At 72.9% G+C, this 25,176-nt stretch carries 21 protein-coding genes; 13 read left to right on the top strand and 8 right to left on the bottom strand.

Features of this window, described 5'->3' with window-relative positions:
- Positions 1 to 32 precede the first annotated feature (32 nt).
- The 6 genes from ACQPWZ_RS09075 (at position 33) to ACQPWZ_RS09050 (ending at position 5,506) form a co-directional block, all read left to right on the top strand.
- The gene (locus tag ACQPWZ_RS09075) at positions 33 to 821 is read left to right on the top strand and encodes an SDR family oxidoreductase (RefSeq protein ID WP_433571075.1); all 789 of its coding nucleotides are present in this window, start codon (positions 33 to 35) and stop codon (positions 819 to 821) included.
- A 28-nt stretch (positions 822 to 849) separates the two neighbouring features.
- Complete coding sequence (locus ACQPWZ_RS09070) at positions 850 to 1,461, top strand: TetR/AcrR family transcriptional regulator (RefSeq protein WP_327684788.1); 612 nt, start codon at positions 850 to 852, stop codon at positions 1,459 to 1,461.
- 17 nt (positions 1,462 to 1,478) lie between these two features.
- Positions 1,479 to 2,636 carry an acetyl-CoA C-acetyltransferase gene (locus tag ACQPWZ_RS09065; protein WP_405568794.1) on the top strand — a complete coding sequence of 386 codons (1,158 nt, stop codon included), beginning with the start codon at positions 1,479 to 1,481 and terminating at the stop codon, positions 2,634 to 2,636.
- A gap of 178 nt (positions 2,637 to 2,814) precedes the next feature.
- Positions 2,815 to 3,312 (top strand): polyketide cyclase, encoded by a 498-nt coding sequence (locus ACQPWZ_RS09060; protein WP_433571074.1) that lies wholly within the window; start codon positions 2,815 to 2,817, stop codon positions 3,310 to 3,312.
- Between the two features lie 229 nt (positions 3,313 to 3,541).
- Positions 3,542 to 3,745 carry a cold-shock protein gene (locus tag ACQPWZ_RS09055; RefSeq protein WP_037915390.1) on the top strand — a complete coding sequence of 68 codons (204 nt, stop codon included), beginning with the start codon at positions 3,542 to 3,544 and terminating at the stop codon, positions 3,743 to 3,745.
- 96 nt (positions 3,746 to 3,841) lie between these two features.
- The gene (locus ACQPWZ_RS09050; RefSeq protein ID WP_340472547.1) at positions 3,842 to 5,506 is read left to right on the top strand and encodes a DEAD/DEAH box helicase; all 1,665 of its coding nucleotides are present in this window, start codon (positions 3,842 to 3,844) and stop codon (positions 5,504 to 5,506) included.
- 10 nt (positions 5,507 to 5,516) lie between these two features.
- On the opposite strand, the gene ACQPWZ_RS09045 is transcribed toward ACQPWZ_RS09050, so the two are convergent.
- The 4 genes from ACQPWZ_RS09045 to ACQPWZ_RS09030 are packed head-to-tail and all read right to left on the bottom strand — an operon-like array spanning position 5,517 to position 8,921.
- Complete coding sequence (locus tag ACQPWZ_RS09045; protein ID WP_383242748.1) at positions 5,517 to 6,572, bottom strand: NAD(P)H-dependent flavin oxidoreductase; 1,056 nt, start codon at positions 6,570 to 6,572, stop codon at positions 5,517 to 5,519.
- A gap of 11 nt (positions 6,573 to 6,583) precedes the next feature.
- Complete coding sequence (locus ACQPWZ_RS09040; RefSeq protein WP_340472546.1) at positions 6,584 to 7,327, bottom strand: CoA-transferase subunit beta; 744 nt, start codon at positions 7,325 to 7,327, stop codon at positions 6,584 to 6,586.
- A complete protein-coding gene (locus tag ACQPWZ_RS09035) occupies positions 7,324 to 8,175 on the bottom strand; it encodes a CoA transferase subunit A (RefSeq protein WP_340472545.1) in 852 nt (283 codons plus the stop codon). The genes ACQPWZ_RS09040 and ACQPWZ_RS09035 overlap by 4 nt, the downstream gene beginning before the upstream one ends.
- Complete coding sequence (locus ACQPWZ_RS09030) at positions 8,172 to 8,921, bottom strand: enoyl-CoA hydratase family protein (protein WP_433571073.1); 750 nt, start codon at positions 8,919 to 8,921, stop codon at positions 8,172 to 8,174. Before ACQPWZ_RS09030 ends, ACQPWZ_RS09035 begins: the two co-directional genes overlap by 4 nt.
- Before the next feature lie 56 nt (positions 8,922 to 8,977).
- Here ACQPWZ_RS09030 and ACQPWZ_RS09025 point away from each other — a divergent pair, with 56 nt between their 5' ends.
- The 4 genes from ACQPWZ_RS09025 to ACQPWZ_RS09010 all read left to right on the top strand — a co-directional run bounded on the left by ACQPWZ_RS09025 (position 8,978) and on the right by ACQPWZ_RS09010 (position 11,578).
- On the top strand, positions 8,978 to 9,760 hold the full coding sequence (locus ACQPWZ_RS09025) for an SDR family oxidoreductase (RefSeq protein ID WP_433571072.1): 783 nt from the start codon (positions 8,978 to 8,980) through the stop codon (positions 9,758 to 9,760).
- The gene (locus ACQPWZ_RS09020; protein WP_433571071.1) at positions 9,757 to 10,638 is read left to right on the top strand and encodes an SDR family oxidoreductase; all 882 of its coding nucleotides are present in this window, start codon (positions 9,757 to 9,759) and stop codon (positions 10,636 to 10,638) included. The genes ACQPWZ_RS09025 and ACQPWZ_RS09020 overlap by 4 nt, the downstream gene beginning before the upstream one ends.
- A gap of 118 nt (positions 10,639 to 10,756) precedes the next feature.
- On the top strand, positions 10,757 to 11,173 hold the full coding sequence (locus ACQPWZ_RS09015) for a ribonuclease domain-containing protein (RefSeq protein WP_433571070.1): 417 nt from the start codon (positions 10,757 to 10,759) through the stop codon (positions 11,171 to 11,173).
- 18 nt (positions 11,174 to 11,191) lie between these two features.
- Entirely contained in the window at positions 11,192 to 11,578 is a 387-nt protein-coding gene (locus tag ACQPWZ_RS09010) for a barstar family protein (RefSeq protein ID WP_340472540.1), read from the top strand.
- Between the two features lie 106 nt (positions 11,579 to 11,684).
- Here ACQPWZ_RS09010 and ACQPWZ_RS09005 read toward each other — a convergent pair whose 3' ends face one another.
- From ACQPWZ_RS09005 to ACQPWZ_RS08995, 3 genes are read right to left on the bottom strand one after another with little or no spacing between them, the layout of a single operon-like run.
- A complete protein-coding gene (locus ACQPWZ_RS09005) occupies positions 11,685 to 12,677 on the bottom strand; it encodes a HEAT repeat domain-containing protein (protein WP_433571069.1) in 993 nt (330 codons plus the stop codon).
- Positions 12,674 to 13,312, bottom strand: coding sequence for an ankyrin repeat domain-containing protein (locus tag ACQPWZ_RS09000; protein ID WP_433571068.1), 639 nt, complete (start codon positions 13,310 to 13,312; stop codon positions 12,674 to 12,676). Before ACQPWZ_RS09000 ends, ACQPWZ_RS09005 begins: the two co-directional genes overlap by 4 nt.
- Before the next feature lie 23 nt (positions 13,313 to 13,335).
- On the bottom strand, positions 13,336 to 14,238 hold the full coding sequence (locus ACQPWZ_RS08995) for a hypothetical protein (protein WP_433573792.1): 903 nt from the start codon (positions 14,236 to 14,238) through the stop codon (positions 13,336 to 13,338).
- A 241-nt stretch (positions 14,239 to 14,479) separates the two neighbouring features.
- Between ACQPWZ_RS08995 and ACQPWZ_RS08990 the strand changes: the two genes are divergently transcribed.
- The 3 genes from ACQPWZ_RS08990 to ACQPWZ_RS08980 all read left to right on the top strand — a co-directional run bounded on the left by ACQPWZ_RS08990 (position 14,480) and on the right by ACQPWZ_RS08980 (position 23,308).
- Positions 14,480 to 15,232 (top strand): S1 family peptidase, encoded by a 753-nt coding sequence (locus ACQPWZ_RS08990; RefSeq protein WP_340472538.1) that lies wholly within the window; start codon positions 14,480 to 14,482, stop codon positions 15,230 to 15,232.
- A 179-nt stretch (positions 15,233 to 15,411) separates the two neighbouring features.
- Positions 15,412 to 18,534: an endo-alpha-N-acetylgalactosaminidase family protein gene (locus tag ACQPWZ_RS08985; protein WP_433571067.1), complete on the top strand. Its 3,123-nt coding sequence runs from the start codon at positions 15,412 to 15,414 to the stop codon at positions 18,532 to 18,534.
- 43 nt (positions 18,535 to 18,577) lie between these two features.
- Positions 18,578 to 23,308 (top strand): HEAT repeat domain-containing protein, encoded by a 4,731-nt coding sequence (locus ACQPWZ_RS08980; RefSeq protein ID WP_433571066.1) that lies wholly within the window; start codon positions 18,578 to 18,580, stop codon positions 23,306 to 23,308.
- On the opposite strand, the gene ACQPWZ_RS08975 is transcribed toward ACQPWZ_RS08980, so the two are convergent.
- A complete protein-coding gene (locus tag ACQPWZ_RS08975; protein ID WP_433571065.1) occupies positions 23,295 to 25,043 on the bottom strand; it encodes a glycoside hydrolase family 35 protein in 1,749 nt (582 codons plus the stop codon). The two genes, ACQPWZ_RS08980 and ACQPWZ_RS08975, sit on opposite strands and share 14 nt — an antisense overlap.
- Positions 25,044 to 25,176: the final 133 nt, after the last annotated feature.

The raw sequence follows: 25,176 nt of genomic DNA, 5'->3' as shown, positions 1-25,176 counted from the left end.
CTAACAAGTGTTTGGTAGGTTAACGTGCCGGTGTGACGGACAACAGGGCTCAGTACGTACCGGGCCACGGCCTGCTGAAGGGCCGTACCGCCGTGCTCACCGCCGCGGCCGGCGCCGGGATCGGGGGAGCGACCGCCCGCAAGTTCCTGGAGGAGGGCGCGCGGATCCTGATCAGCGACGCCCACGGGCGCCGGCTGAAGGAGACGGAGGCCGCGCTCGCCGCGGAGTTCGGCGCCTCCGCCGTCTCCTCCCAGCCGTGCGACGTCACCGACGAAGCCCAGGTGCAGGCGCTGTTCGACCGCGCGGCCGAGGAGCACGGCGGGCTCGACATCGTCGTGAACAACGCCGGCCTCGGCGGTACGGTCGAACTCGTCGACATGACCGACGAGCAGTGGGACACGGTCCTCGACGTCACCCTCACCGGCACGTTCCGCTGCACCCGCGCCGCCCTGCGCGCCTTCCGGGCGGGCGGGAACGGCGGAGCGATCGTCAACAACGCGTCCGTGGTGGGCTGGCGGGCCCAGGCCGGCCAGGCGCACTACGCCGCCGCCAAGGCCGGGGTCATGGCGCTCACCCGCTGCGCCGCCGTCGAGGCCGCCGCCCACGGCGTACGGGTCAACGCGGTCGCCCCCAGCCTCGCCATGCACCCCCATCTGGTGAAGGTCACCTCCGCCGAGGTGCTGGCCGACCTGACCGCCAAGGAGGCGTTCGGCCGGCCCGCCGAGCCGTGGGAGATCGCCAACGCCATCGTCTTCCTGGCCAGCGGCTACGCCTCGTATCTCACCGGCGAGGTCGTCTCCGTCAGCAGCCGCCATCCGTAGCCCGCCGAGAGCCCCCGACAATGACCGTGTGCCGAACAAGAAGAAGAACCAGGTGACCCCCTCGCCCGAGCGCCGGCGTGAACTCCTCGCCCTCGCCGCCGAGGTGTTCGCCGCGCAGGGGTACAACGCCACCACCGTCCGCAGGATCGCGGACGAGGCGGGGATGCTCGCCGGCAGCCTCTACTACCACTTCGATTCCAAGGAATCGATGGTCGACGAGATCCTCTCCACGTTCCTGGACGAACTGTGGCAGGGCTACGACAGCGTCCTCGCGGCCGGCCTCGGCCCGAGGGAGACCATCGAGGCACTCGTCACCGAGTCGTTCCGGGAGATCGACCGGCACCGGGCCGCCGTCGCGATCTACCAGAAGGAGTCCCGGCACCTGGCCGCGCAGCCCCGCTTCCACTACCTCACCGACTCGCAGCAGAAGTTCGAGAAGGCCTGGCTCGGGACGCTGGAACGCGGCGTCGCCGACCGGGTCTTCCGCGCCGACCTGGACGTCCGGCTGACCTACCGGTTCGTGCGCGACACCGTGTGGGTCGCGGCGTCCTGGTACCGGCCCGGCGGACAGCACAGTCCCGAGGAGATCGCCCGCCAGTATCTGTCGATGGTGCTGGACGGAATCGCCGTACGTCAGTAACCGACCGAGGAGTTGTCATGGGCGAGGCCTACATCGTCGAAGCGGTACGGACCCCGGTGGGCCGGCGCAGGGGAGGCCTCGCGGGTGTCCACCCCGCCGACCTGGGCGCGCATGTGCTCACCGCCCTGATGGCCCGGTCCGGCGTCGACCCGTCGGCCGTCGAGGACGTCGTCTTCGGCTGTCTGGACACCGTGGGCCCGCAGGCCGGCGACATCGCACGGACCGCGTGGCTCGCGGCGGGGCTGCCCGAGGAGGTACCGGGGGTGACCGTCGACCGGCAGTGCGGCTCGTCCCAGCAGGCCGTGCACTTCGCGGCGCAGGCGGTGCTCTCCGGCACCCAGGACCTGGTGGTCGCGGGCGGCACGCAGAACATGTCGATGATCCCCATCGCGTTCGCCTCCCGGCAGGCGGCCGGTCCGCTCGGACTGACCGAGGGCCCCTTCGCGGGCAGCGAGGGCTGGCGGGCGCGGTACGGCGATCTGCCGGTCAACCAGTTCCACGGCGCCGAGCTGATCGCCGCGAAGTGGGGCATCACCCGCCGCGACCAGGAGGAGTACGCCCTGGGCTCCCACCGGCGGGCGGTCCGGGCGATCGACGAAGGGCGTTTCGCGCGCGAGACCGTGGCGTACGGCGACGTGACCGTGGACGAGGGCCCCCGCCGTGACACCACCGTGGAGAAGATGGCCGGCCTGGAGCCCGTCATGCCGGACGGCACCATCACCGCGGCGTGCTCCTCGCAGGTGTCGGACGGCGCCGCGGCGATGCTGGTGGCGAGCGAGCGGGCCGTGCGCGAGCACGGTCTGACACCGCGGGCCCGCATCCACCATCTGTCGGTGCGCGGCGAGGACCCCATCCGCATGCTCTCCGCCCCGATCCCGGCGACGGCCCACGCGCTCAAGAAGACGGGCATGTCGATCGACGAGATGGACCTGGTCGAGATCAACGAGGCCTTCGCCCCCGTCGTTCTGGCGTGGCTGAAGGAGACGGGCGCGGACCCGGCCCGGGTGAACGTCAACGGCGGCGCGATCGCGCTGGGCCATCCGCTCGGCGCGACGGGGGTGCGGCTCATGACGACGCTGCTCCACGAACTGGAACGCACGGGCGGCCGCTACGGCCTCCAGACGATGTGCGAGGGCGGCGGCCAGGCGAACGTGACCATCGTCGAACGGCTCTAGCCCGCGTCGGCAACGTCCCGTCCGCCACGTCCCGCCCGGTCCGCGTCGCCCGCACTGCCGCCGTGACCGGGCGGGCTGCGCGCGCACGACCGATGAGTTCCGCCTCGCCGCGTCGTCTCCATGGTGTGAGCGTCCCCTTCCGCGCCTGCGGGAGACCCGGGACGAGACGACGAGGAGCGTGGACACCGTGCCCGAGGAGAACGTGAGCGCCACCCTGACCGTCGCTGTGCCCTCATCGAGGGTGTACGCGGTGCTGGCGGACCCGACGACCCACGCTTCGATCGACGGCACCGGCTGGGTCCAGGAAGCCGTCGACCGGGTACCCCTGACCGAGGTGGGCCAGCTCTTCCGGATGGACATGTACCACCCCGGCCATCCGAACGGCGACTACCAGGTCTTCAACGAGGTCCAGGTGGCCGACCCGCCGCGCGCCATCGGCTGGCGGACGGGGTACGACCCCAAGGGCGACGGTCACCTGGAGTTCGGCGGCTGGTTCTGGCGGTACGACCTGACGCCGCTCGGTCCGTCCGGGACCGAGATCACGCTCACCTACGACTGGTCCGCAGTGCCGCAGTCCGTCCGCGAGTACCTCCGGTTCCCGCCGTTCGGCCCCGAGCACCTCGGCAACTCGCTCCGGCATCTGGCCGAGATCACCGGGCCGACGCCCCGCCCGTGATTCCGCCGCGCGATCAAGAAACGTCCGTGCCTGCGAGCCATTCAGGAAGGGGCATGCTACGGTTACTGTGTTGCAGTTTTGGTACCCATGAACTTTGTGTGCGCCTGACGGGATGCTTCCGCAGGCGCATATTTTGTTTGCCGGTCTTTTCCGGATGGGGGTCAATGCGGCGATGGGAAATCCACGAGGTGTGGATTTCCGGCTTGCCCCTCGTTTTAGGAGTAATGACATGGCTACTGGAACCGTGAAGTGGTTCAACGCGGAAAAGGGCTTCGGCTTCATTGAGCAGGACGGCGGCGGCGCCGACGTCTTCGCCCACTACTCGAACATCGCCACCCAGGGCTTCCGTGAGCTCCAGGAGGGCCAGAAGGTTTCCTTCGACGTCACGCAGGGCCAGAAGGGCCCGCAGGCGGAGAACATCGTCCCGGCCTGAACCGTCGGCGCGTGACTCCTAGCCGGGGCCCGCACCCTCAAGGGTGCGGGCCCCGGCTTGTGCGTGCTGTCCCGAGGCCCAGGAAGGCAATACCGCATGACTCGCTCCGATCGACCGGCCGGCCAGGACCGTCCGGCACGTCAGGACCGCCCGGCGCGCCCGGCCCGTCAGCGCACGGCTGAATCCCGTGGCTCCGGCTCCGGCAGGCCTGCAAAGACCGCGGGCAACGGCTCGCGAAAGAACCCCGGCAAGGGCCCCGCCCGCAAGGCGGCTCCCCCGCAGGAATTCGCGCTGCCGGAAACCGTAACCCCGGCGCTGCCCGCCGTTCACGCATTCGACGAGCTGGACATGCCGGCCGCATTGCTGAAGACCCTCGTGGCCCAGGGACTGACCGAACCTTTCCCCATCCAGGCGGCGACCCTGCCGAACTCGCTCGCAGGCCGTGACATCCTCGGCCGCGGACGCACCGGGTCGGGCAAGACCCTGGCCTTCGGGCTCGCGCTGCTCGCCCGGACCGCCGGCCGCCGTGCCGAACCCCGGGCGCCCCTCGCGCTCGTCCTCGTGCCGACCCGTGAACTCGCGCAGCAGGTCACCGACGCGCTGACCCCGTACGCGACGTCCGTGCAGCTGCGGCTCACCACCGTCGTCGGCGGGCTGTCGATCTCCAAGCAGGCGGGCTCGCTGCGCCGCGGCGCCGAGGTGCTCGTGGCCACGCCCGGCCGGCTCAAGGACCTGATCGAGCGTGGCGACTGCTCCCTGGACCGGGTGTCCATCACCGTCCTCGACGAGGCCGACCAGATGGCCGACATGGGGTTCATGCCCCAGGTCACGGCGCTGCTCAAGCAGGTCGAGCCGGACGGTCAGCGGATGCTCTTCTCGGCGACGCTGGACAAGAACATAGACCGGCTCGTCCGGATGTTCCTGACCGATCCCGTCGTGCACTCGGTCGACGCCTCCGTGGGAGCCGTCACCACCATGGAGCACCATGTGCTGCATGTCGCCGACGAGACCGACAAGAAGGCCGTGGCCACCCGTATCGCGGCCCGCGACGGCCGGGTGATCCTCTTCGTCGACACCAAGCGCGCCGCGGACCGCTTCGCGAAGCGGCTGCTGGCCAGCGGCGTCCGCGCGGCGGCACTGCACGGCGGCCGTTCGCAGCCGCAGCGCAACCGCACCCTGGACCAGTTCAAGAACGGGCAGGTCACCGCGCTGGTCGCGACCAATGTGGCCGCCCGTGGCATCCACGTCGACGATCTCGAACTCGTGGTCAACGTCGACCCGCCCGTCGACCACAAGGACTATCTGCACCGCGGCGGCCGTACCGCCCGTGCGGGGGAGTCCGGCAGCGTGGTCACGCTGGTGCTGCCCGAGCAGCGGCGTGAGATGACGCGGCTGATGGCGGATGCCGGCATCAGCCCGCAGACCGCCCGGATCAAGTCGAGCGACGAGGAACTGAGCCGGATCACCGGCGCTCGCGAGCCCTCGGGCGTGGCCATCACCATCGAGGTGCCGGAGCAGGCTGCCCAGCAGCAGCGACCCCGTCAGACCCAGGGCCGGGCGCGCAGCGCCGGCGGAGGCCGCCGGGGCGGGCAGGCCCGTGAGGGCGGCCGCACCGGTCAGGGCGGCCAGGCGCGCCAGAGCGGTCAGTCCCGTCAGGGCGCATCGGCCCGGCAGGGCGGCCAGGCGCGCCAGGGTCAGGCAGGCGGTCAGGCCGGCCGGCAGCGCGGGGCGGCTCAGAGCAGCCGCCGCAGGGCCGCCTGACCGGAGCTCTTCACGGACGGCCGTGGCCCGGCAGTGCATCGAGCACCTGCCGGGCCTCGGCCATCACGCGGTCGACGAGCTCCGCACACGTGGGCAGGTCGTCGATGACCCCCGCGACCTGACCCGACGCCATCACCCCCAGGTCGGTGCGGCCCTCCACCATGGAGGCCCGCAGCAGCATGGGTGTGTTGGCGGCGAGCAGCACCTGGCTCCACGACAATTCCCGGCCGTGCTTCATGGCCAGGCCGTCGCGGAGCATCCGTGACCAGGTCAGACCGGAGAGCTTCCGGAAGCCGGCCGCGTGGCGGACCGCCCGGGCCAGGGTGCGCGTACGGCCGTGGCGCTCCAGCGAGTCGACCAGCTCCGTCCGCAGCATCCGGTGCGGCAGTCCGTCGACGGCCGTCGTCACCGTCACGTCCTTCACGGACGCCGCCAGATACTTCGCCTTCACCGCGTCCGGCACCGTCGACTCGGCGGTGAGCAGGAACCGTGTGCCCATCGCGATGCCCGCCGCACCGTACGCGAGCGCCGCCACCAGCCCCCGTCCGTCGCGGAACCCGCCGGCCGCGATCACCGGGATGCCGACCGCGTCCACGACCTGCGGCAGCAGCACGGTGGTGGCGACATCGCCGGTGTGGCCGCCGCCCTCGCCGCCCTGCACGATCACCGCGTCCGCGCCCCAGGCGGCCACCTTCTCCGCGTGCCGTCGCGCCCCGACCGACGGGATCACGACCACTCCCGCGTCCTTGAGCTCGGCGATCAACTCCCGCGAGGGCGCCAGCGCGAAGGAGGCGACCCGTACGCCCTCCTCGACGATGATCCGCACCCGCTCGCGCGCATCTCCCGCGTCGGCGCGGAGGTTGACCCCGAACGGCGCGTCCGTGCGGGAGGAGACCTCGCGCACGGCATGGCGCAGTTCATCGGTGGTCATCGTCGCCGAGGCGAGAATGCCGAGTGCGCCCGCCTCCGCGGCCGCGGACACCAGCCGAGGGCCCGCCACCCAGCCCATCCCGGTCTGCACGATCGGATGGCGTACGCCCGTGAGCTCGGTGAGTGCCGTCCCCACGCGGCCCGTCATCAGGCCCGGACCTCGCGGTCCCGCAGTCCTTCCGGGTCGATCACCTCGCGGATCAGCCGCAGTTCGTCCTCGGTCGGCTCGCGTGTGTACGGGACGTCACCCGGGACCGTCAGCGCGAAGCCGGTGGCCTCCCGCACCCGGTCGAGCGTGACACCGGGGTGCAGGGAAGCGAGCCGCATCGAGCGGTCGGGGGTGGCGAAGTCGAAGACACCCAGGTCGGACACCACGCGCGGGATGCGGTGGAACCGGGTGGCACTGGGACCCGCGGCGGCGGCGTTGTCATGACCCACCCCGCACACCAGGTCGACCTTCGGGACGAAGACCCGGGCCGAGTGCTTGGGCACCCAGTAACTCACCGGGTTGTTCAGGGTGTTGACGGGCGCCCCGCGGACGCCGAGGAGCTGGCGCGTGGGCTGCCGCCAGTCCCCGATGCAGGAGATGTTCTGGTTGCCGAAGCGGTCGATCTGGCTCGCGCCCATCATGACGTGACGTCTGCCGCCGGTGACCATGGCGAGGTGCTGCCGGTAGGGCAGCCAGCCCTCCACCGTGCCGTCCGGGCCGACGAGCATCGCCTCGCCGTCGGTGAGCAGGAGGCCGGGCGAGAAGGTGCGCCGGGCCAGCCGGGCCCCGACCGAGGGGATCAGCCCCATCGGACTGGCCAGGATCTCGCCGTCGCCGCGCCATGCCTCGGCGCAGGCGACGACGCAGTACTCGGCCCGGGAGACTGTCCCTGTGGGGGTCACTGCTGCTCCTTGTGCCAGGCCTGTACGGCGCGTTGGTAGTCGCTTTCGCCGGCCCCGGCCAGGAAGCGTCCCGCGAACTCGTCCCAGGGCGTGCCGGCGTACATCCGCTGGAAGGCCTCGTCGCGCCCGTGGTCGGGGGCGCAGGAGGTGAAGTGCGCGCCGTTCGGGGCCTCCACCACCCCGGTGACCGAGTGCCGTGCGACCAGCAGGGTCTGCGGGGCCGCGTCCTTGGTGAGCTCGGCCGTCTCCACCAGTTGGTCGCAGGAGACGTACGCGGCGTCGGCGGACTGGCAGAAGAGATCGTCGAAGTAGGGGTCGGGGCCCAGGTACTGGCCGTTGCCCCGGCGGTCGGCCCGGTTGAGATGGACGAGCGCGGCGTCCATGCGCAGCGCCGGCACGGCGACGAACTCCTCGCCGTCGTCGTAGGGCGACGTGACGGTCCGCAGCTCGGGGTTGACCCGCATGACGTCGGAGCCGAGGCCCGCCCGCACCGGAAGGAAGGGCAGCCGGTTGGCGGCCGCGTGCAGGCCCCACATGAACATCGCCTCGTCGATCTCGGTGAGGGCGAAGTCGCCCCGCTGGCGGGCGGCGCGGTAGTGCGGTTCGAGCGGGATCGAGTCGAGGGTGACGAAGGCCGTGACCAGTCGGCGGATCCGGCGGGCGGCGGCGAGCATGCCGATGTCGGGGCCGCCGTAGGAGATGACGGTCAGATCGGTGATCTCGGAGCGGAGCAGGGCGCGTACCAGCGCCATCGGCTTGCGGCGCGAGCCCCAGCCGCCGATGCCGATGGTCATGCCGCTGCGCAGGCGCCCCACCACGTCCTCGGGCGTCATGGTCTTGTCGGTCACGGCTGCGGTTCCTTCCCGAAGGTGTCGCGGACGCGGTCGGCGACCCCGCTGAGACCCGCCTCGAAGGTGAAGCCCTGCTCGAACCGGTAGCTGCGGCGTACGTCGACGGGGTCGATGCCGTTGATCGCCGCCTTGGCCAGCCGGACGAGGGTGCCGTCCTTGCGCGCGATCTCCCGGGCCAACTCCATGGCCGCCTCCTGGAGTTCGCCGCGCGGGACGACTTTCCAGACGGAGCCGTGGTGGTGCAGTTCGGCTGCGGTCGCGGTGCGCGAGGTGTAGTACAGGGCGCGCATCAGATGCTGCGGCACCAGGCGAGCGAGATGAGTGGCGGCGCCGAGCGCGCCGCGGTCGAGCTCCGGCAGGCCGAACGTGGCGTCGTCCGAGGCGACGATCGCGTCCGCGTTGCCGACCAGTCCGATGCCGCCGCCGAGACAGTGGCCGTGCACCGCGGCGACGACGGGGACCTCGCACTCGTACACGGCGGCGAAGGCCTCGTAGCAGCCGCGGTTGGCGCCGATGAGGGTGTCGTGACCGGGGTCGCGCTGCATCTCCTTGATGTCGACGCCGGCGTTGAACCCGCTGCCGGCGGCGGTCAGCACCACACAGCGGGTCGCGGGGTCCCGGCCCGCCGCGCGGACGGCGTCCGCGAGGTCGTACCAGCCCTGCACGGGGAGGGCGTTGACGGGTGGGAAGTCGGCCGTGACGCGTGAGATGCCCTTCTCGGGGCTTGTGGTGGAGACACCCATGAGAGGATCAGCTACCTTTCCACCAAACATTTGTTAGGTGAGGAAGGTAGCAGCCGATGGAGCTGGACGGGAGGGTCGCCGTCGTCACCGGCGGCACGCGGGGCGTCGGCGCGGGCATCGCGCGGGCCTTCCTGCGGGCCGGTGCCCGGGTGGTGGTCTGCGCGCGCAGACCGCCCGAAGTTCCCCTGGACGGAGCCGAGTTCGTGACCGTGGACCTGCGAGAGGCCGAGGGCGTCGCCGGCTTCCTCGACGATGTCGCCGCCCGGTACGGCCGGCTCGACACCCTGGTCAACAACGCCGGAGGCACCCCCCACCGGCTGCTGGCGGACGGCGCCGCCGCACGTCACGCACGGGTCGTCGAGCTCAACCTCGTCACCCCGCTGACCGTGTCCCTCGCCGCCTACGACCACCTCAGGGCGGCCCGGGGCTCGATCGTCATGATCGGCAGTGTCAGCGGCGGCCGGCCCTCGCCGGGCTCCGCCGCGTACGGAGCGGCCAAGGCCGGACTGGAGAGCCTGGCCCGCTCGATGGCCGTGGAGTGGGCGCCGGACGTACGGGTGAACACGCTCGTCCTCGGCATGGTCCGCACCGAACTGTCCGGGCTGCACTACGGGGACGAGGAGGGGATCGCGGCGGTGGGCCGTACGGTCCCGCTCGGCCGTCTCGCGGAGCCGTCCGACGTCGGCGACGCGGCCGTCTTCCTCGCCTCGGAGCGCGCCGCCTACATCAGCGGAGCCTCACTGCTTCTGCACGGAGGCGGGGAGCGCCCCGCCTTCCTCGATGCCGCAACGGTCAACAAGAAGACGGTCAACGACGGTCGACAAGGAGACGTGGGATGACGGGAATCTGTGCGGAGCGCGTGGTCGTCGTCACCGGCGCCGGACGGGGGCTGGGGCGGGCGCACGCCCTCGCCTTCGCCGCCGAGGGCGCGCGGGTCGTCGTCAACGACCTGGGGGCGGGGCTCGACGGCGCCGGCGCCTCGGCGGGCCCGGCGCAGGAGGTCGTCGACGAGATACGGGCGGCCGGCGGCGAAGCGGTGGCGCACAGCGGGGACATCGCGACCGGCGAGGGCGCCGCCTCCCTCGTCGCCGCCGCTCTGGAGACCTGGGGCCGGCTCGACACCCTGGTCAACAACGCGGGCTTCCTGCGCGACCGCATGCTCGTCAACCTCGACGAGGACGACTGGGACGCCGTCATGCGGGTGCACGGCCGGGGGCACTTCCTGCCGCTCAAGCACGCCGCCGCGCACTGGCGCGCCGAGGCCAAGGCCGGCCGGCCGGTGGCGGCGCGCATCGTCAACACCACGTCCGGCGCGGGACTGTTGGGCAGCGTCGGGCAGGGCAACTACGCGGCGGCCAAGGCCGCGATCATCGGTCTGACGCTGGTCGCGGCGGCCGAGCTGGGCCGGTACGGGGTCCAGGTCAACGCCATCGCCCCGGCGGCCCGCACCAGGATGACCGAGGAGACGTTCGCCGGGCTCACCGCGCTGCCCGAGGACGTGTCACCCCTCGTCGTCTGGCTGGGTTCGGCCGCCGTCGAGGGTGTCACCGGCCGGGTCTTCGAGGCGGAAGCCGGAAGGATCACCGTCATGGAGGGCTGGCGGCCGGGTCCGACGGCCGACAAGGGGGGTCGCTGGAAGCCGTCGGAGGCGGGCGACGCGGTACGGAAACTGCTGGCGGACGCCGAGATACCGCAGCCCGTCCACGGCGCCCGATGACCGGTTCGCAGACGGTCCCCACACCTTCGTGTCCACGAATCCACCCAGGTTAATTCGCAGAAAACACCGAGGAGTTCGCCTTGACGCGTGCATGTCTACGCGCGTCATGATGGCCGACATGCGAATCCCCCCACGAATCGCCACGCTCGGCGCAGTCGCCGCTCTCGCCTCGACCCTCCTCATCGGCGGTCAGGCCACGGCCACGGCCACCACCTCCACCTTCACGGCTGCCCCCACAGCAGCCGCCGCGGTCGGTGACATCTGCTACTCCGACCTTCCGTCCCAGGCCCACGACACGCTCGAACTCATCGACGCGGGCGGGCCGTTCCCCTACCCGCAGGACGGCACGGTCTTCCAGAACCGGGAAGGCATCCTGCCGTCGCACTCGACCGGCTACTACCACGAGTACACCGTCAAGACGCCGGGCTCCTCCGACCGCGGTGCACGCCGCATCGTCACGGGCGAGGCGTCGCAGGAGGACTACTACACCGCCGACCACTACGCCTCGTTCGACCTCGTCGACCACGACTGCTGACCGGCTATCCTCCGCCCCGTGACCAAGACCTATGTGATCGACGGGGCGGAGGTCACCGGCCTGGACAGCTTCTGGCGGGTGATCGGCGAGGCCGTGAACGGGCCGGAGGGGTACTTCGGCCGCAACCTCGACGCCTTCGCCGACTGCCTGAGCGGCGGGATGGGCACGCCCGACGACGGCGACTACCTCATCGAATGGCGTGACCACGAGAGCTCCCGCCGGGCCCTCGGGCACCCGGAGACGGTGCGTCAGCTGGAGCTGCGGCTCGCCCGGAGCCATCCGTCGAACAAGGCGGCCGTCGCGGAGGACCTGGAGCGCGCCAGAGCCGGCGAGGGACCGACCGTCTTCGACGAACTGGTCGCCATCATCGAGGAACGGGCGCCGGGAGTGCTGCGGCTGCTCTGACCTCGCGCGTCAGCGCACGCGCGGGACCGTGCCGTGGGACTGGCGCGTCGGCGGTCGGTCTCCTGCGCAGGGGCCGGCATCCCACGTCAGCGGCCGGTCTTCCACGTCAGCGCACGCGCGGGACCGTGCCCTCCAGCCGCCGCCTGACCGTCTCGTCCTGGATCAGCTGCACCGCCTCCGCCGCGGCTTCGTGCGCGTAGCCGTCCGGGTCCCCGTCCGCCAGTATCCGTGCCAGTACCGGGATCGCCCGCGGGTCCTGACGCCTCGCCAGCCCCTGTGCGGCCTCCGCCGCGGTGTCCGGGTCGGGGTCCTCCAGCCGGGCCGCCAGCGCCTCGCGGATCTCGGCGGTGTCGCCGCCGAGGTGCGCCAGCGCGGTGGTCGCCCAGTCCCTGACCTGGTCGTCCGTGTCACGGCTGAGGGCGATCAGCGCCTCGGTGCCCTCCCGGTGACCGTCCGGCACCAGGCCGAACAGTGACAGCGCCACGTCGTGGCGCACGGCCGCGTCCGGATGTCCCGCGTGGCGCAGGATCTCCGGCAGGGCGGCCGGATCCCCGTGGTGGCCGAGCCCGAGGACGGCGGCCCGGATCAGCTCCTCGTCCCGTGCCTCGCGTGCCAGTTCGCGCAACAGCGGCAGGGCTCGCGCGGCGAACGGGCGGTGCGTCGCGGTACCGGCCGTGTCCGCGGCGTCCCGTCCCGCGTCCCGCGAGAGGTCCGCACCCGCACCCGCACCCGCACCGGCATCCGCAACCGCGCCGGCGTCCGGCAGCCGGCCCCCCGCGTCCGGCTCCGGACCCGCCGGGCCCAGCTGCGCCAGCACCTCCGCCGCGAACGCCTGCCGCATCGGGTCGTCGCTCGCGCACCACGCGGCCGCCGCCTGGAACGTCTCCTCGTCGCCGCGCCTCCACAGAGCCAGCACCGCCTCCACCCAGTCGTCCTGGTCCCGGTCCCCGCAGCGCAGCGCGCGCTCGGCCAGCGTCGCGTACGGCGTCTGGATTCCCAGCTCCTCCTCCAGGAGGGTCGCGATCGCCGCATGGCCGGTCTGCTGCTCGTTGCCCGCGACCGGCTTCCCCTCACGCAGCACCTCGACCACGACCGTCACCCCGCCGTCCTCCTCGACGCGGCGCGCGACCGTCTGCGACCCGTCGCCGTACGCCTCCAGCAGCCCGGCGCGCAGCTCCTTCTCGACATCACGCGCCAGCCAGGCGCGGGCCTCCTCGAGTGCCGCCTGCCGTGCGCGCGCGCCGTGCCGCAGCAGCGCCCTGACGGTACGGGGCGAGCCCCGGCGCGCGGCCAGGACCAGCGGGGGTTCGCCCCCGGGGCCGGCAGATCGGGATCGGCGCCGTGGTCGAGCAGCGCCTCGACCGTCGCCGCGTGACCCAGCTGCACGGCCCAGGTCAGGGCGGTGAAACCGAACGCCTCCGCGGTGTCCGGCCGGGCTCCGGCGGCGATCAGTGCCAGCACCACGTCCGTGTGCCCGCCGACCGCGGCTCCGCACAGCGGCAGGTCCCCGCCCTCGTGTCCGCTGAGCCGCTCGGGCTCGGCGCCAGCCGCCAGCAGCAGCCGTACGATGCCCAACTCGTCGCTCACGGCCGCCCGGTACAGCGGCGTCTGTCCGTCCTCGTCGGTCGCGTCGGCGGGAACTCCCGCCCGCAGCAGCCGTACGACGGCGTCCTCCGCGCCCTCCCACACGGCGTCGAAGAGCTGCTGGACGGGTGCTGCCGGCTCGTACGTCATCCCTCGAGCCTACGGAGAACCGCTCAGGTGTCGCATTCCAGAATCGTCCGGCACAGACCGCACCGGGCGCGCACCCGGCCGCGTACGGGGATCCGGATGCGCTGGTGGCAGGTGGGACACGCGAACGAGACGCGCAGGCCGTCGGGGCCGTGCTCGAAGGCGTACCCCGTCGCGCCGGACTCCGGGTGCGAGCTCGCTCCGGCGTGCTCCCGCGCGTACCGCCGGTCCCTGGCATAGCGGTGGCGGCCCGTCCATCCGGCGGTGGTCAGCGGCGGCTGCTGCGCGTCGCGCAGCGCCTGCGCCTTCCCCTTGGTATATGCCGTATAGCCCTGCGGGCTGGTGAACCACGGTGAGGGGTCCTCGTCGCAGACGAGTGACCGCTTGGCGAGGACATAGCCGAACTCCTCGGGCGTGAGGTACCCGAGTTTCTGACTGGAAACGCTGTCCTCGCGGAACGCGTCGAGCAGCAGCCAGCCCGCTCCGAGATAGGTGGTGGCGGTGTCGGTGAGGATCTCGTTGTCACGAGTGCCGGGGAAGGAGAGACCGAGCCGGTGGAGCAGGACATGCATGATCTCGTGGGCGAGGGCCGCGCCGATGTCCCGTCGATGCGTACGGAACCGGTCGTTGAGCTCGATGAAGTATTCGGGTCCGGCCGTCAGTTCGACGCTCGCCGCGTGGGTCATCTCGCGGAAGCTGACGATCATCCGGGCGTCCGGCAGCCGGAAGTGATGCACCAGGGCCCGGGCGACACGCTGGGCGCCCAGATGGAGGTCGTCCTGATCGGCGAAGGCCACATCGGCCGGCAGGACGCTCGGGGCGTAGGAGAGCACGCCCTCGGACGAGAGCCGTCGGTGCAGGGCGGTGATCGCCGCGCGCACGGTGTCCAGGTGCGGATAGCCGTGTACGACCTCGCTGTCCTTCGCCACCACGTCCCGTACCCCCCATGCACGATGGTCGGCCGGGATCAACTCTACGGGGAACGGGCGGTGAATCCGCGCTGGTGGCGTGGCTGAAAACTGCTCCTTGTGGCGCACCTGACACACTCCCCATAATCCGGATCACGTCTTGTCGGGCCCATGTCAGTTGCGTGCCGCGGCTGCCTGGATCCGGTGCCGGCGTAAGTCTGAACCCCCCACGAAAGGCAGTCCGTTGAAGCAGCTTCTCCGCATGGTCAAGAGATGCGCCGCCGCCGGCGCTGTCGTGCTGGCCGCTGTCAGCCTGCAGCCCTCCTCGGCCTCGGCCGCGCAGCCGCCCGTCGTCGGCGGTACCCGCGCCGCCCAGGGCGAGTTCCCCTTCATGGTCCGGCTCTCCATGGGCTGTGGCGGCGCTCTGTACACCCAGCAGATCGTCCTCACGGCCGCACACTGTGTCTCCGGCTCCGGCAACAACACCAGCATCACCGCCACCGCCGGCGTCGTGGATCTGCAGAGCGCCAGCGCCATCAAGGTCAAGTCCACCAAGGTCCTCCAGGCCCCCGGCTACAACGGCACGGGCAAGGACTGGGCGCTGATCAAGCTGGCCCAGCCGATCAATCTCCCCACACTGAAGATCGCCGACACGACGGCGTACAACAACGGCACCTTCACGGTCGCCGGCTGGGGTGCGGCCCGTGAGGGCGGCGCCCAGCAGCGCTACCTGCTCAAGGCGCAGGTGCCGTTCGTCTCGGACGCCTCCTGCAAGCAGTCCTACCCGAGCCTCGTCGCCGGTGAGGAGATCTGCGCCGGGCTCCCGCAGGGCGGCGTCGACACCTGCCAGGGCGACTCCGGTGGCCCGATGTTCCGCAAGGACAACAACAACGCCTGGATCCAGGTCGGCATCGTGAGCTGGGGCGAGGGCTGCGCACGGCCCAACTACCCCGGTGTCTACACCGAGGTGTCCACCTTCGCTGCCGCCATCAAGTCCGCGGCAGCCACGCTGTAGCAACCGAGTCGGTCCGGCCGGGTCCGCCACGGGCCCGGCCGGCCGCAGAAGTCCCGTGAAGCAGGGGCAGGTGCCGGACGCTTTAGTCCAACACCTGCCCCTCCTTTGTCCATGGGCGCGTTCCTCCCTCCCGGCGCAGATTGACGTGCACGCAGCACCCGTCACGAGGAGGAACGAGCGTGGACGCACAAGAGAGCGGGCCCAGCCGCAGAACCGTCGTGGCCGCCACCGCCCTGGCCGGCGTCGGAGCGGCCGTCGCGGGCCCGGGAACCGCGCTCGCCGCAGCCGACGGAACCGCCACCGCCCCCGAGACCGTTCTGCGCTCGCGCGACCTCGACGTCCTCGTCGACCGCGGCTTCCCGCGGATCGTGTCGTACACCGACCGCGGCACGGGCGCGACGCTGTACGGGCAGCAGCGGAGCGTCACCTCGCTGCTGATCGACTCCGTGGCCCGTACGCCGCAGGTCACCGCACGGGTCCGCCGCGACCGGATCGCCTACACCCTCTCCTTCGGCCCCACCGGCGGCGACCGGTCCGCCGAGAAGCACGCGGCCACCGAGATCGACGTCGAGATCCGGGTGGACGGACGCACGGTCGACTGGCGGGTCACCCGCATCGCCGACACCGAGGCGCTGCGCGTCGGCACCCTGGAGATCCCCGGCCTCGCGCTCCTCGCGGTACGCAGCGACCAGCCCGGCGCGACGCTGTACGCCGCCCGTATCGCGCTGGACAAGGCCGGCAGCGGCGACACACTGATCACCCTCACCCCGGACACGCCCGCGGAGGCGAGCCCCACGGGCTGCGCCTACGCCGTCGTCGCGCACGACCGGCTCGGCGGCGCCGTGGAGACCAACACCGTCTACGACAACCCCGCCGCCACCCCCGGCGCGACCTGGGACAACGGCCGGCTCTGGCGGCAGACGACCGTGACGGACGGCCTGGTCACGGCCCACCTCGTCCCCGGGCAGTGGACCCACCGCGCGGCCACCGCACCCGTCGACGCCGTCGAACCCCTCCCGTACGCCACCGTCGTGATCACCGGTGACCGCAACGGGGACGGCGTCGTCGACTGGCAGGACGCCGCCATCGCCTTCCGCGACATCATGATCGATCCGCTCGGCGCCGAGGAGCAGCATCTGCGGGTCGTCCCGCACATCCCCTTCAACTTCGCCTCGCAGGCCACCAATCCATTTCTGGCCACCCTCGACCACGTCAAGCGGATCTCCCTGGCGACGGACGGACTGCGCCAGTACACGCTGCTGAAGGGCTACCAGTCGGAAGGCCACGACTCGGCCCACCCCGACTACGCCGGCAACCACAACCGGCGCGCCGGCGGACTCGCCGACCTCAACACCCTGGTGCGTCAGGGCAGGAAGTGGAACAGCGACTTCGGCGTGCACGTCAACGCCACCGAGTCCTACCCCGTCGCGAACGCCTTCTCCGAGACCCTGGTCGACAAGGCGAACGAACAGTGGGACTGGCTCGACCAGTCGTACCGCATCGACCAGCGGCGGGATCTGGTCTCCGGCGACATTGTCCGCCGCTTCGCCGATCTGCGCGCCGAGACCGACCCCGCCCTCACCACGCTCTACATCGACGTCTTCCGCGAGTCCGGCTGGACCTCCGACCGGCTGCAGCGCGCACTGCGCGACCAGGGCTGGCTCGTGACCACCGAATGGGGCCACGGCCTGGAGCGCTCGGCGCTGTGGTCGCACTGGGCGACCGAGACCGACTATGGCCCCGACACCTCACGCGGCGTCAACTCACGGCTGATCCGCTTCATCCGCAACCACCAGAAGGACGTCTTCGCCGACAAGTGGCCCACCCTGCTGGGCATACCGCGCACCGGCAACTTCGAGGGCTGGGTGGGCAAGACGGACTGGAACGTCTTCTACGAGCTGATCTGGACCGAGTCCCTGCCCGCCAAGTACCTCCAGGCCCACCCGATCAAGCGCTGGACCGACCACGAGATCACCTTCTTCGGGCCGAGCACCGTCTCCGACGAGGGCGGCACGCGCCGCATCGTCACCGACGGCCGCGTGGTCTACGACGGCGGCACCTATCTGCTGCCGTGGGAGCCGCGCCGGGCCACCGATCCCGCGAAGCTCTACCACTACAACCCCCAGGGGGGCACCACCAGTTGGCAGCTGCCGCGCGGCTGGGCAGGCGCCGCGCGGGTCCAGCTCTACCGGCTCACCGACCAGGGCCGGGTCCACGCCGCCGAACTGCCCGTACGCTCCGGCCGCATCACCGTCGACGCCGACGCCGGACAGCCGTACGTCGTCCACCGCACCCGGGTCCGGGCCAACGGCGACCCGGGCTGGGGCGAGGCGACACCCGTGCACGACCCCGGCTTCCACGCCGGCACCCTCGACGGCTGGACGGTGGCGGGCCCCGCCTCCGTCGTGCTCAGCCCGCTCGGCGACCACGAACTGGTCATCGGTGCGGGTGCGGCCGGCTGGGCCGGGCAGCGGCTCGCGCGGCTCGCGCCCGGGACCTACGCCGCCTCGGTGCAGGTCGAGGTGGGCGAGCGGGCGGGGGAGCGGCGCAGGGCGAGCCTGGAGATCCGTACCGCCGACGGCGTCACCGCCGCCAACTGGACGGACATCTCGACCGCCGGCAACCATGTCGCCGCCGACCGCAAGCACGGCACCCGCTTCCAGCGGATGTTCACCCACTTCACCGTCCCCCAGGGCGGCGGGCCGGTCACCCTCACGCTGCGGGCCGAGGCGGGCGCACCGCGGGTCCGCTTCGACAACGTCCGCGTCGTCGCCGCACGCCGGACGGCGAAGCCGGACACCGTCGCCTACGAGGACTTCCAGCACGTGCCACAGGGCTGGGGCGTGTTCGTGAAGGGCGACGCCGGTGGCGCGACCGACCCGCGGACCCATATCGCCCAGCGGCACGCGCCGTTCACCCAGCGCGGCTGGAACGGCAAGGCGATCGACGACGTGGTGGACGGGACGGAGTCGCTCAAGTCCCGCGGCGAGAACGACGGCCTCGTCTACCGGACCGTGCAGCACACCGTCCGTTTCCGGCCGGGGACCCGCTACCGCGTCTCGTTCCGCTACGAGAACGAGAAGGCGGGCCAGTACGCCTGGGTCACGGGCGCCGACGACCGGGAACTCGCCCGTGTACCGCTGCCGGTGGCGACGGACCCGGCGTCCTACGCATACGAGTTCACCGCTCCCGACGACGCGGGAGAGACCTGGGTGGGCCTGCGGAAGGTCGGTGACGACGGCACGGCGGAGTTCGTGCTCGACACCTTCGAGGTGCGGGAGGTGGGACCGGGGGCGTGGTGAATCCCGTTGGTGGGGCGGCGACCGCCGCCCTTACGATCCGACGATGACGACTCCGGCCGACGAAGCGCCCCGGCAGGCCCCGAGCCGCGGCGAGAGCGAGGCGGCCCGCCACACCGACCCTCTGGTGTGCGCGCCGTCGGACCTCGCCCGGCTCATCGGGCACCCCGACCCGCACACCAGCCACCTGGGCCTGGTGCTGTTGCGGGAGCGGGTGACCTCGGCCCGGTGGGACGCGGCGTCGGAGGGAGCGGAACTCGCGGGGCTGCTGCCCGCATCCATGGCGGCCTCGCCGGAAGCGGCGCTCGTGCAGGCGCAGCTGTACGGACGCCTCGGGCAGCACGTCCCCGCGCGGAGGTGGCCCGCCCGGCGGAGGGCGGGACTGCCGATGCCGGTGCGGATCGCCTGGCTGCGGGCCGAGCTGCTGCACCATCCGGAGGCCGTACGCACGCAGCCGCGGGACGAGCTGCTGTACCAGGCCCTGCGGGACACGCGTGTCCTCGACGCCCAGCGGCCCGAGCGGCTGGTCACCGAACTGGCGGACACCGACAACCCGGTGGTGCAGGGGGAGGCGCTGCGTCTGCTCCGCGAAGGGCTGCACGCCGGACTGCTCAGGCCGTCGCTGGTGCGCGCCCGGCTGTCCGCCCTGCTCGGCGCGGCCGGCGCCGGCGTCGTGGCGGGCGCGCTGAGCGAACTCGCCGAGCCGTGGGCGGCGCTCGAACCGTTCCCGCTGCCCCGCCTCGCGCCGTTCCTCACCCCCGCGTCGACCGCGGCACGTCCCGAGGTGGCCGCCGCCGCGCTCGCCGCGGCGGCCCGGCACGGACACGCGGACCTGCTGCGGCAGGTCGCCGAGGACGCAGCGCTGTCGCCCGCACTGCGGCAACGGAGTGTGGAACTCCTCGGAGACCTGGCGGAACGCGACGACATCGGAGCGCTGACGGCGCTCGCCGGGACGGACCCCCTGCTCCTCGGGAGGCCGGTCCTGACCTGTCTGAGCGGACTGCACCGGCGCGGACACTTTGCGCAGGACAAGGACGTCCCCGCCGTCGTCGCTCTCGCGCTCGCCGACCACTCCCTTCCGGCGGACGAGGTCGCGACGGTCCTCTTCACCTGCCGACGGGCGGTGCTCCGGGAGCTGACGGAGGCAGCGCCCGACGACCGGAGCAGACGGCGGCTCGAACTGCTGGTGGCGCTGGCCGCCCAGGGGGCGGGGGACCTGCCGGTCGGTGAGGCCGTCACCCGCCTGCTCCCGCTCGCCGCGAGGCCGGAGCCGTTCCTCGACGCGATCCGTGCCTTGCGGCACACGGACGCGGAGGAGACGGTGCTCGGTCTCCTGCCCTCCGCGCCCGCGGCCGCCCTGCACACGCTGGAGGCCATCGGTGGCCGGCGGACGGTGGCGGTACTCGCCCATGGACTCGGCCTGAGGAAGGCGGAGTTGGCGTACGCGGGCCCGGAGGCCGGCCCGCGGGGAGACGGGGACGTGGGCGTCGTCGTGCCTCATCTCCGCGCCGTACGGCACCACGCACTGGAGGTGCTGTGGCTGCTCAACGAGGACCCGGAGCTGCGGCGCCGGATCCTCGGCCGGCTCGATCCCGCCGATCTGCCCGACCGCGTCGCGGCCGACCTCGGCGGCCCCGACGACCGCGAACTGGCGCTCCTCCGCTCGCATCTCGACCCCGGCCGGCCGGTGGCGGCCCTGTGCCGGCTGGCGGCCAACGGCGACGCCGCGATGCTGCCCGTCCTCGCTGACCTGCTGCTGCGCATCGTCGCGGAGGTGGCGGCGGCCGCGCGAGATCCGGACAGCCGGGACCCGGACGGCCGAGAGCCCGGCTCCCACGAGCCGGCCGCCGGGCCCTGGTCCGCCCGACCCCGGTCCGCCGGCACCCGGCACGAGGGCCGGCCGGGCGGCGAACCCGCCGTCCCCCAGGAGGCCTTGGACGCCCTGCACGCCCTCGGCGGCCGCCTGCACACCCGGGGCAGGATCCGCCCGGTGTGCCTGCTCGACGCGGCCGGTCCCCGGGAAGCCGGCGACGCGCTCGTCGCGACCCTGGCCCTGGAACTGCTGGAGCGTCCGGGGCAGTCCGACGGCGAGCGGACCGTCCTGCTCGACGTCCTCCTGCGGACGCCTCACGCCCACACCCGCCCCCACGTGCACCGCCTGCTGCGCCACCGCGACCGGCACATACGCAAGCACGTGGTCGCCCTGCTCGCCCGCGACACCTCCGGCACCGACGCCCGCGCCCTCTCGGCGACGCTGATCCCGCTGACGGCCGCCGAGGACATCCAGACCGTACGGCAGGCACTGCTGGCCCTCGGACAGGCCGGGGCACGCTGGGCGGCGGGTGCGATCGCCGCCTGTCTCGACCGTCCCACCATGAACATCAAGAAGACGGCCGCCGAGGTCCTGGTCCGCGCGGGCGGCCCCGAGGCGGTGCCGAAGCTGCTCTTCTGGCTGGGCCGTCACGACAACCCCGGCCTGCGCGCCTCCCTCACCGAAGCCCTGCGCGCCGTCCTCGGCGACGCGTACGCGGCCACGCTGATCGCCGCGGCCGAACGCGAGGACGACGGCCGCACCCGCGACCTGCTGCTGGCCGGCCTCGACGGTGTCCTGCCCGCGCGCTCGCTCCTCGCCCTGGACGCCCAGCAGTCACCGGCTGTCCCGGTGCTGCTCTCCCTGGCCGTGACCGGCCGCATCCGCCTCGCCTCCGGGACGCTCGCCGAGATCGCGGGAGCGGCCGCCCGTCACGGTGTCGTCGCCCCCGGCCGCCGGCCCGGACCGGAGGAGACGACGGACACCGAGGTCGCCTCCCTGCTGACCGAGGGCTGGGACCCCGCGATCGCCCTGCGGATCGCCGAACGCCAGGAGCCGCCGCCGCTGACCCGGTTGCGCGAGCTGCGGCCCCTGCTCGGCGACTGGCTGCGGCTCGCCGCGTCCGCGCCCGGCCCGGCGGTCCGCGGCCGGGTCCTGCGACTGACGCTGAGCCTGTGCCCCGCGCCGTGGACGCCCGCCGAACTGGCGGTCTTCGCCCGGTCCGCCGACATCGTCCTGGACCAGCTCACCCATGCGTCCGATGCCGACCGGGCCGGCCTTCTCGCCGTACTCGACGCCGTCGCCCCCGAACTGCACGCGGCCCAGCGGCCGGTGGTGGTCACCGCCGTACGCGCCCTGCCCCCGGCCCCCGGCGCCGGCCGCGCCACCCTCGCGCTGCTGCGCCGCTGCGGTGCGGTACTCGTCCGCTGCGACCTCGAATCGGCGCTGACCGCGGCCCGGCTCGGCGCCGACCCCTGGGAGGCCGAAACCGCCGTGCTGCGCGAGGCGTTCGCCGTCCCTCCGACCGCCGAGCAGGCCGCCGACCCGGCCTGGCGGGCCGCACTGGACGCCGCCGTACGGACACCGGACGCCCTGGAGGAGTTCAGCCGCTCCCCGCACGCCCCCGGCTCGCGGGAGCTGCTGGCCGCGTTGATCGACGCCCACGCCGGCGCGCTGCCCGAGGTCCGCGCCGCACTCGTCGACCGGATGACCGAACTCCAGCCCCTCGGTGCCCCGCCGTGGACCATCGCCGAATCCGCCGCGGCACCCGCGCCCGACGCGCGGACCGTACACGGCGACGATCTCGACCAGCCGCGTTCGGCGGCCCTGCGGCGACGCCTGCTGGCCCTGCTGGACGCGCCCGAGGCGGATCGCCGGGACGCCGCCGCCCGGGCACTGGTGGACTGGCCGGAGCCCGGCGTCCGGCTCGACGTCCTGCGGGCGTACCTCCGCGGCCGGGTGACCGTGCCGCCGGGCCACGGCGACCTGCGGGCCATCGACGAGGCCGAGTTGAGCGCGGAGGGCACCCTCCCCGACCGGGCGGTGGCCGTGGCCGGGGCCCTGTGGCTCGACCCGGACGATCTGACGGACCTGCTCCCACTGCTCCTGAGGTGGTGGGAGCACGGCCCGGCCGCGATCCGTCCCCAGGCCGCACGCGCCCTGCGCAGGGTCCCCGCCGACGTCCTCGCCGGACACCTCGACGAACGGCTCGCCGCCGGTGCCTGGGGATTCCTGGACCTGCTCGCGGGGCGCCCCCTGCTCCGCACACCCGCACTGACCCGCCTCGACGCCCGGCTGCGCGCGGAGGGACGCGCCGACCTCGCGGACGAACTCCGTCTGGTGGACGGCCCCCTGCGCGGCCCGGACGCCGCACGCCACGACGCCGCCACGCTCGCGGCGCTCCGCGAACGCCCCGCGACGGCGCGGCCCCGGCGGCCCGCCGCCCGCACCGAACTGCCCGCCCTGGCACGTACCGGTTCCCCGGACGGGATACGCCGGGCCCTCCTGCGGCTGATCGAGGAACACACCGGACCGGCCGCCGCGGAACACACCGGCCCGGCCGCCGAGAAGGACCGCGGAGTGCGGGAGGTGATCGGCGCACTGCTGGAGCACCCGCGGACCAAGGTCCGTCTCCAGGCCTACCGGACCTCGCGTGCGGTCTTCGACCGCGAGACCCACCTCGGCCATGTGTCGGTGCTGCTGCACGACCCGCAGCCGGACGTACGGCGCATGGCGGTCCGGGCGGTGTGCCATGCGCGCTGGACGCCCGCGATCCCGGCGGTGACCGGGCTCCTCGAACACCCGCACCCCGTCGTCCGCACGGCGGCCGCCGACGGGCTCACCCTGTGGGGCACACCCGCCGTCCCCGCCCTGCGGCACGCCCTGGACCACGCACGCCCCGACAAGCGCTCCGTCTACCGGGACGTCCTCGACCGCATCGCCGGCAGGGGCGTCACACCGGGCTGAACGTCCCGGCCGGCGCTCCCGCCCCCTCCAGCTCCAGCACCCACACCTCGTTCGTCCCCGCGCGCAGCACCGGCCCGGGGACGAAGAGCGACCGCTGCGGTCCCGCGGCCCAGTAGCGGCCGAGGCAGAAGCCGTTCACCCACACGAACCCCCGTGTCCAGCCCGGGAGTTCCAGGCGCGCGTCACCGGCGTGCTCGACGACGGCCGAGCCGCGGTACAGACCCGCGGCACCCGCCTCGGCCGCACGGAACGGCACCTTCGCGACCGCCGCGGCACCGAACGCGTCCAGCCGCAGCGCACCGGCGCGCACCCCGTGCAGATACTGGCGCTCGTGCAGCACCCCGCCGGTGATCCCCTTCGGCTCGCCCGTCCGCGGCCCGTAGTTGACCCGCCCCAGCGACTCCACCCACAGCTCCACGTCCGCGGGCCCCGCCACCGGCTCCGCCAGCGCGTCGTTCTCCCCGCCGAGCACCCCCGCCCGGGCCCCGTCGACGTACACGACGGCCCGGTCGCGCAGCCCGGCCACGCGCAGCGGATACGGCCGGCGGGGTCCCGGGATCCGTACGCGATAGCGGACCAGGCCGCGGTCCACGCCCAGTTCCTCGAAGGTGGGCGGCACCGGGCCCTCGGTCTCCTCGTCGCCGAGCACCTCCAGGACGTCACCGAGCGGCGCCCAGCCGTCGAACTTAGCCCCTGCCGGGGCGCCCAGCGCGGCGGGCTCCGGCGGCAGTTCGGGCAACGGCCCGTCCCGATACGGCTCCAGGACCTCGCGGAACCGCCAGAACTTCTCCGTGGGACGGCCCGCCTCGTCGATCGGGGCGTCGTAGTCGTAGGAGGTGACGGTCGGTTCGAGCGCCTGGTCCTGGAGTTCGCCGGCGCGGTTCGCCCCCGCCCAGCCGGCGAAGCTCGTACCGCCGTGCGCCATGTACACATTGACCGAGGCCCCCGCGTCCAGGATCTCCCGCAGCGAAGTGGCCGCATCCGCCGGATCGCGTACCGAGTGGTCCTTGCCCCAGTGGTCGAACCAGCCGCACCAGAACTCCATGCACATCAACGGTCCGCCGGGACGGTGACGGCGCAGGGTCGCGAAGGCCTCACGGGCCCCCGACCCGAAGTTGACCGTGGCGAGCACGCCCGGCACCGAGCCGCCGGTGAGCATATGGTCCTCGGGCCCGTCGGACGTGAACAGCGGCACGGTCACCCCGCAGCCCCCGAGCAGGTCCACGAGATGGCGCAGATAGCCGCGGTCGGTGCCGTAACTGCCGTACTCGTTCTCGGCCTGCACCATGATCACCGGGCCGCCGCGGTCCGCCTGCCGCGCCACGACCTGCGGGAGCAGCCGGGTGAACCAGCGCTCCACATGCCCCAGATACTCGGCGTCGTCGGTGCGCACCCGCCGGCCGAGGCGGCCCGTCAGCCAGTGCGGCAGCCCGCCGTTCTCCCACTCGGCGCAGATGTACGGCCCCGGCCGCACGATCGCCCACAGCCCCGCCCGGTGCGCCGCGTCCAGGAACCGCCCCAGCGCCTCCGGGTCGGCGTAGCGCCCCGGCGCCGGCTCGTGGAGGTTCCACGGGACGTACGTCTCCACACAGTTGAGGCCCATGGCCCGCAGCATCGCCAGCCGGTGGTCCCAGTGCCCCTCGTGCACCCGGAAGTAGTGCAGCGCACCCGACAGCAGCCGCACCGGCCGCCCGTCCAGCAGAAAATCCTCGTCACCGACCGTGAACTCCGTCACGTCCCACCCCTCGCCCATTTCCCCCCGCCTCGCTCACCATCGCCCCCTGGCGGCGGAGGAATCCATGGACAAAGATCGGCGCTGTTTGGACGCACGCGCAGGCTGATCGCGGCCAGGGAGAGGGCGAAAGCGG

This window comes from Streptomyces sp. CA-251247 (assembly GCF_050952975.1).
In the GTDB taxonomy this organism is placed as follows: Bacteria; Actinomycetota; Actinomycetes; order Streptomycetales; family Streptomycetaceae; genus Streptomyces; species Streptomyces achmelvichensis.
Note: the sequence above shows the minus strand (reverse complement) of the source record. Positions and strands in the feature narration are given on the sequence as shown.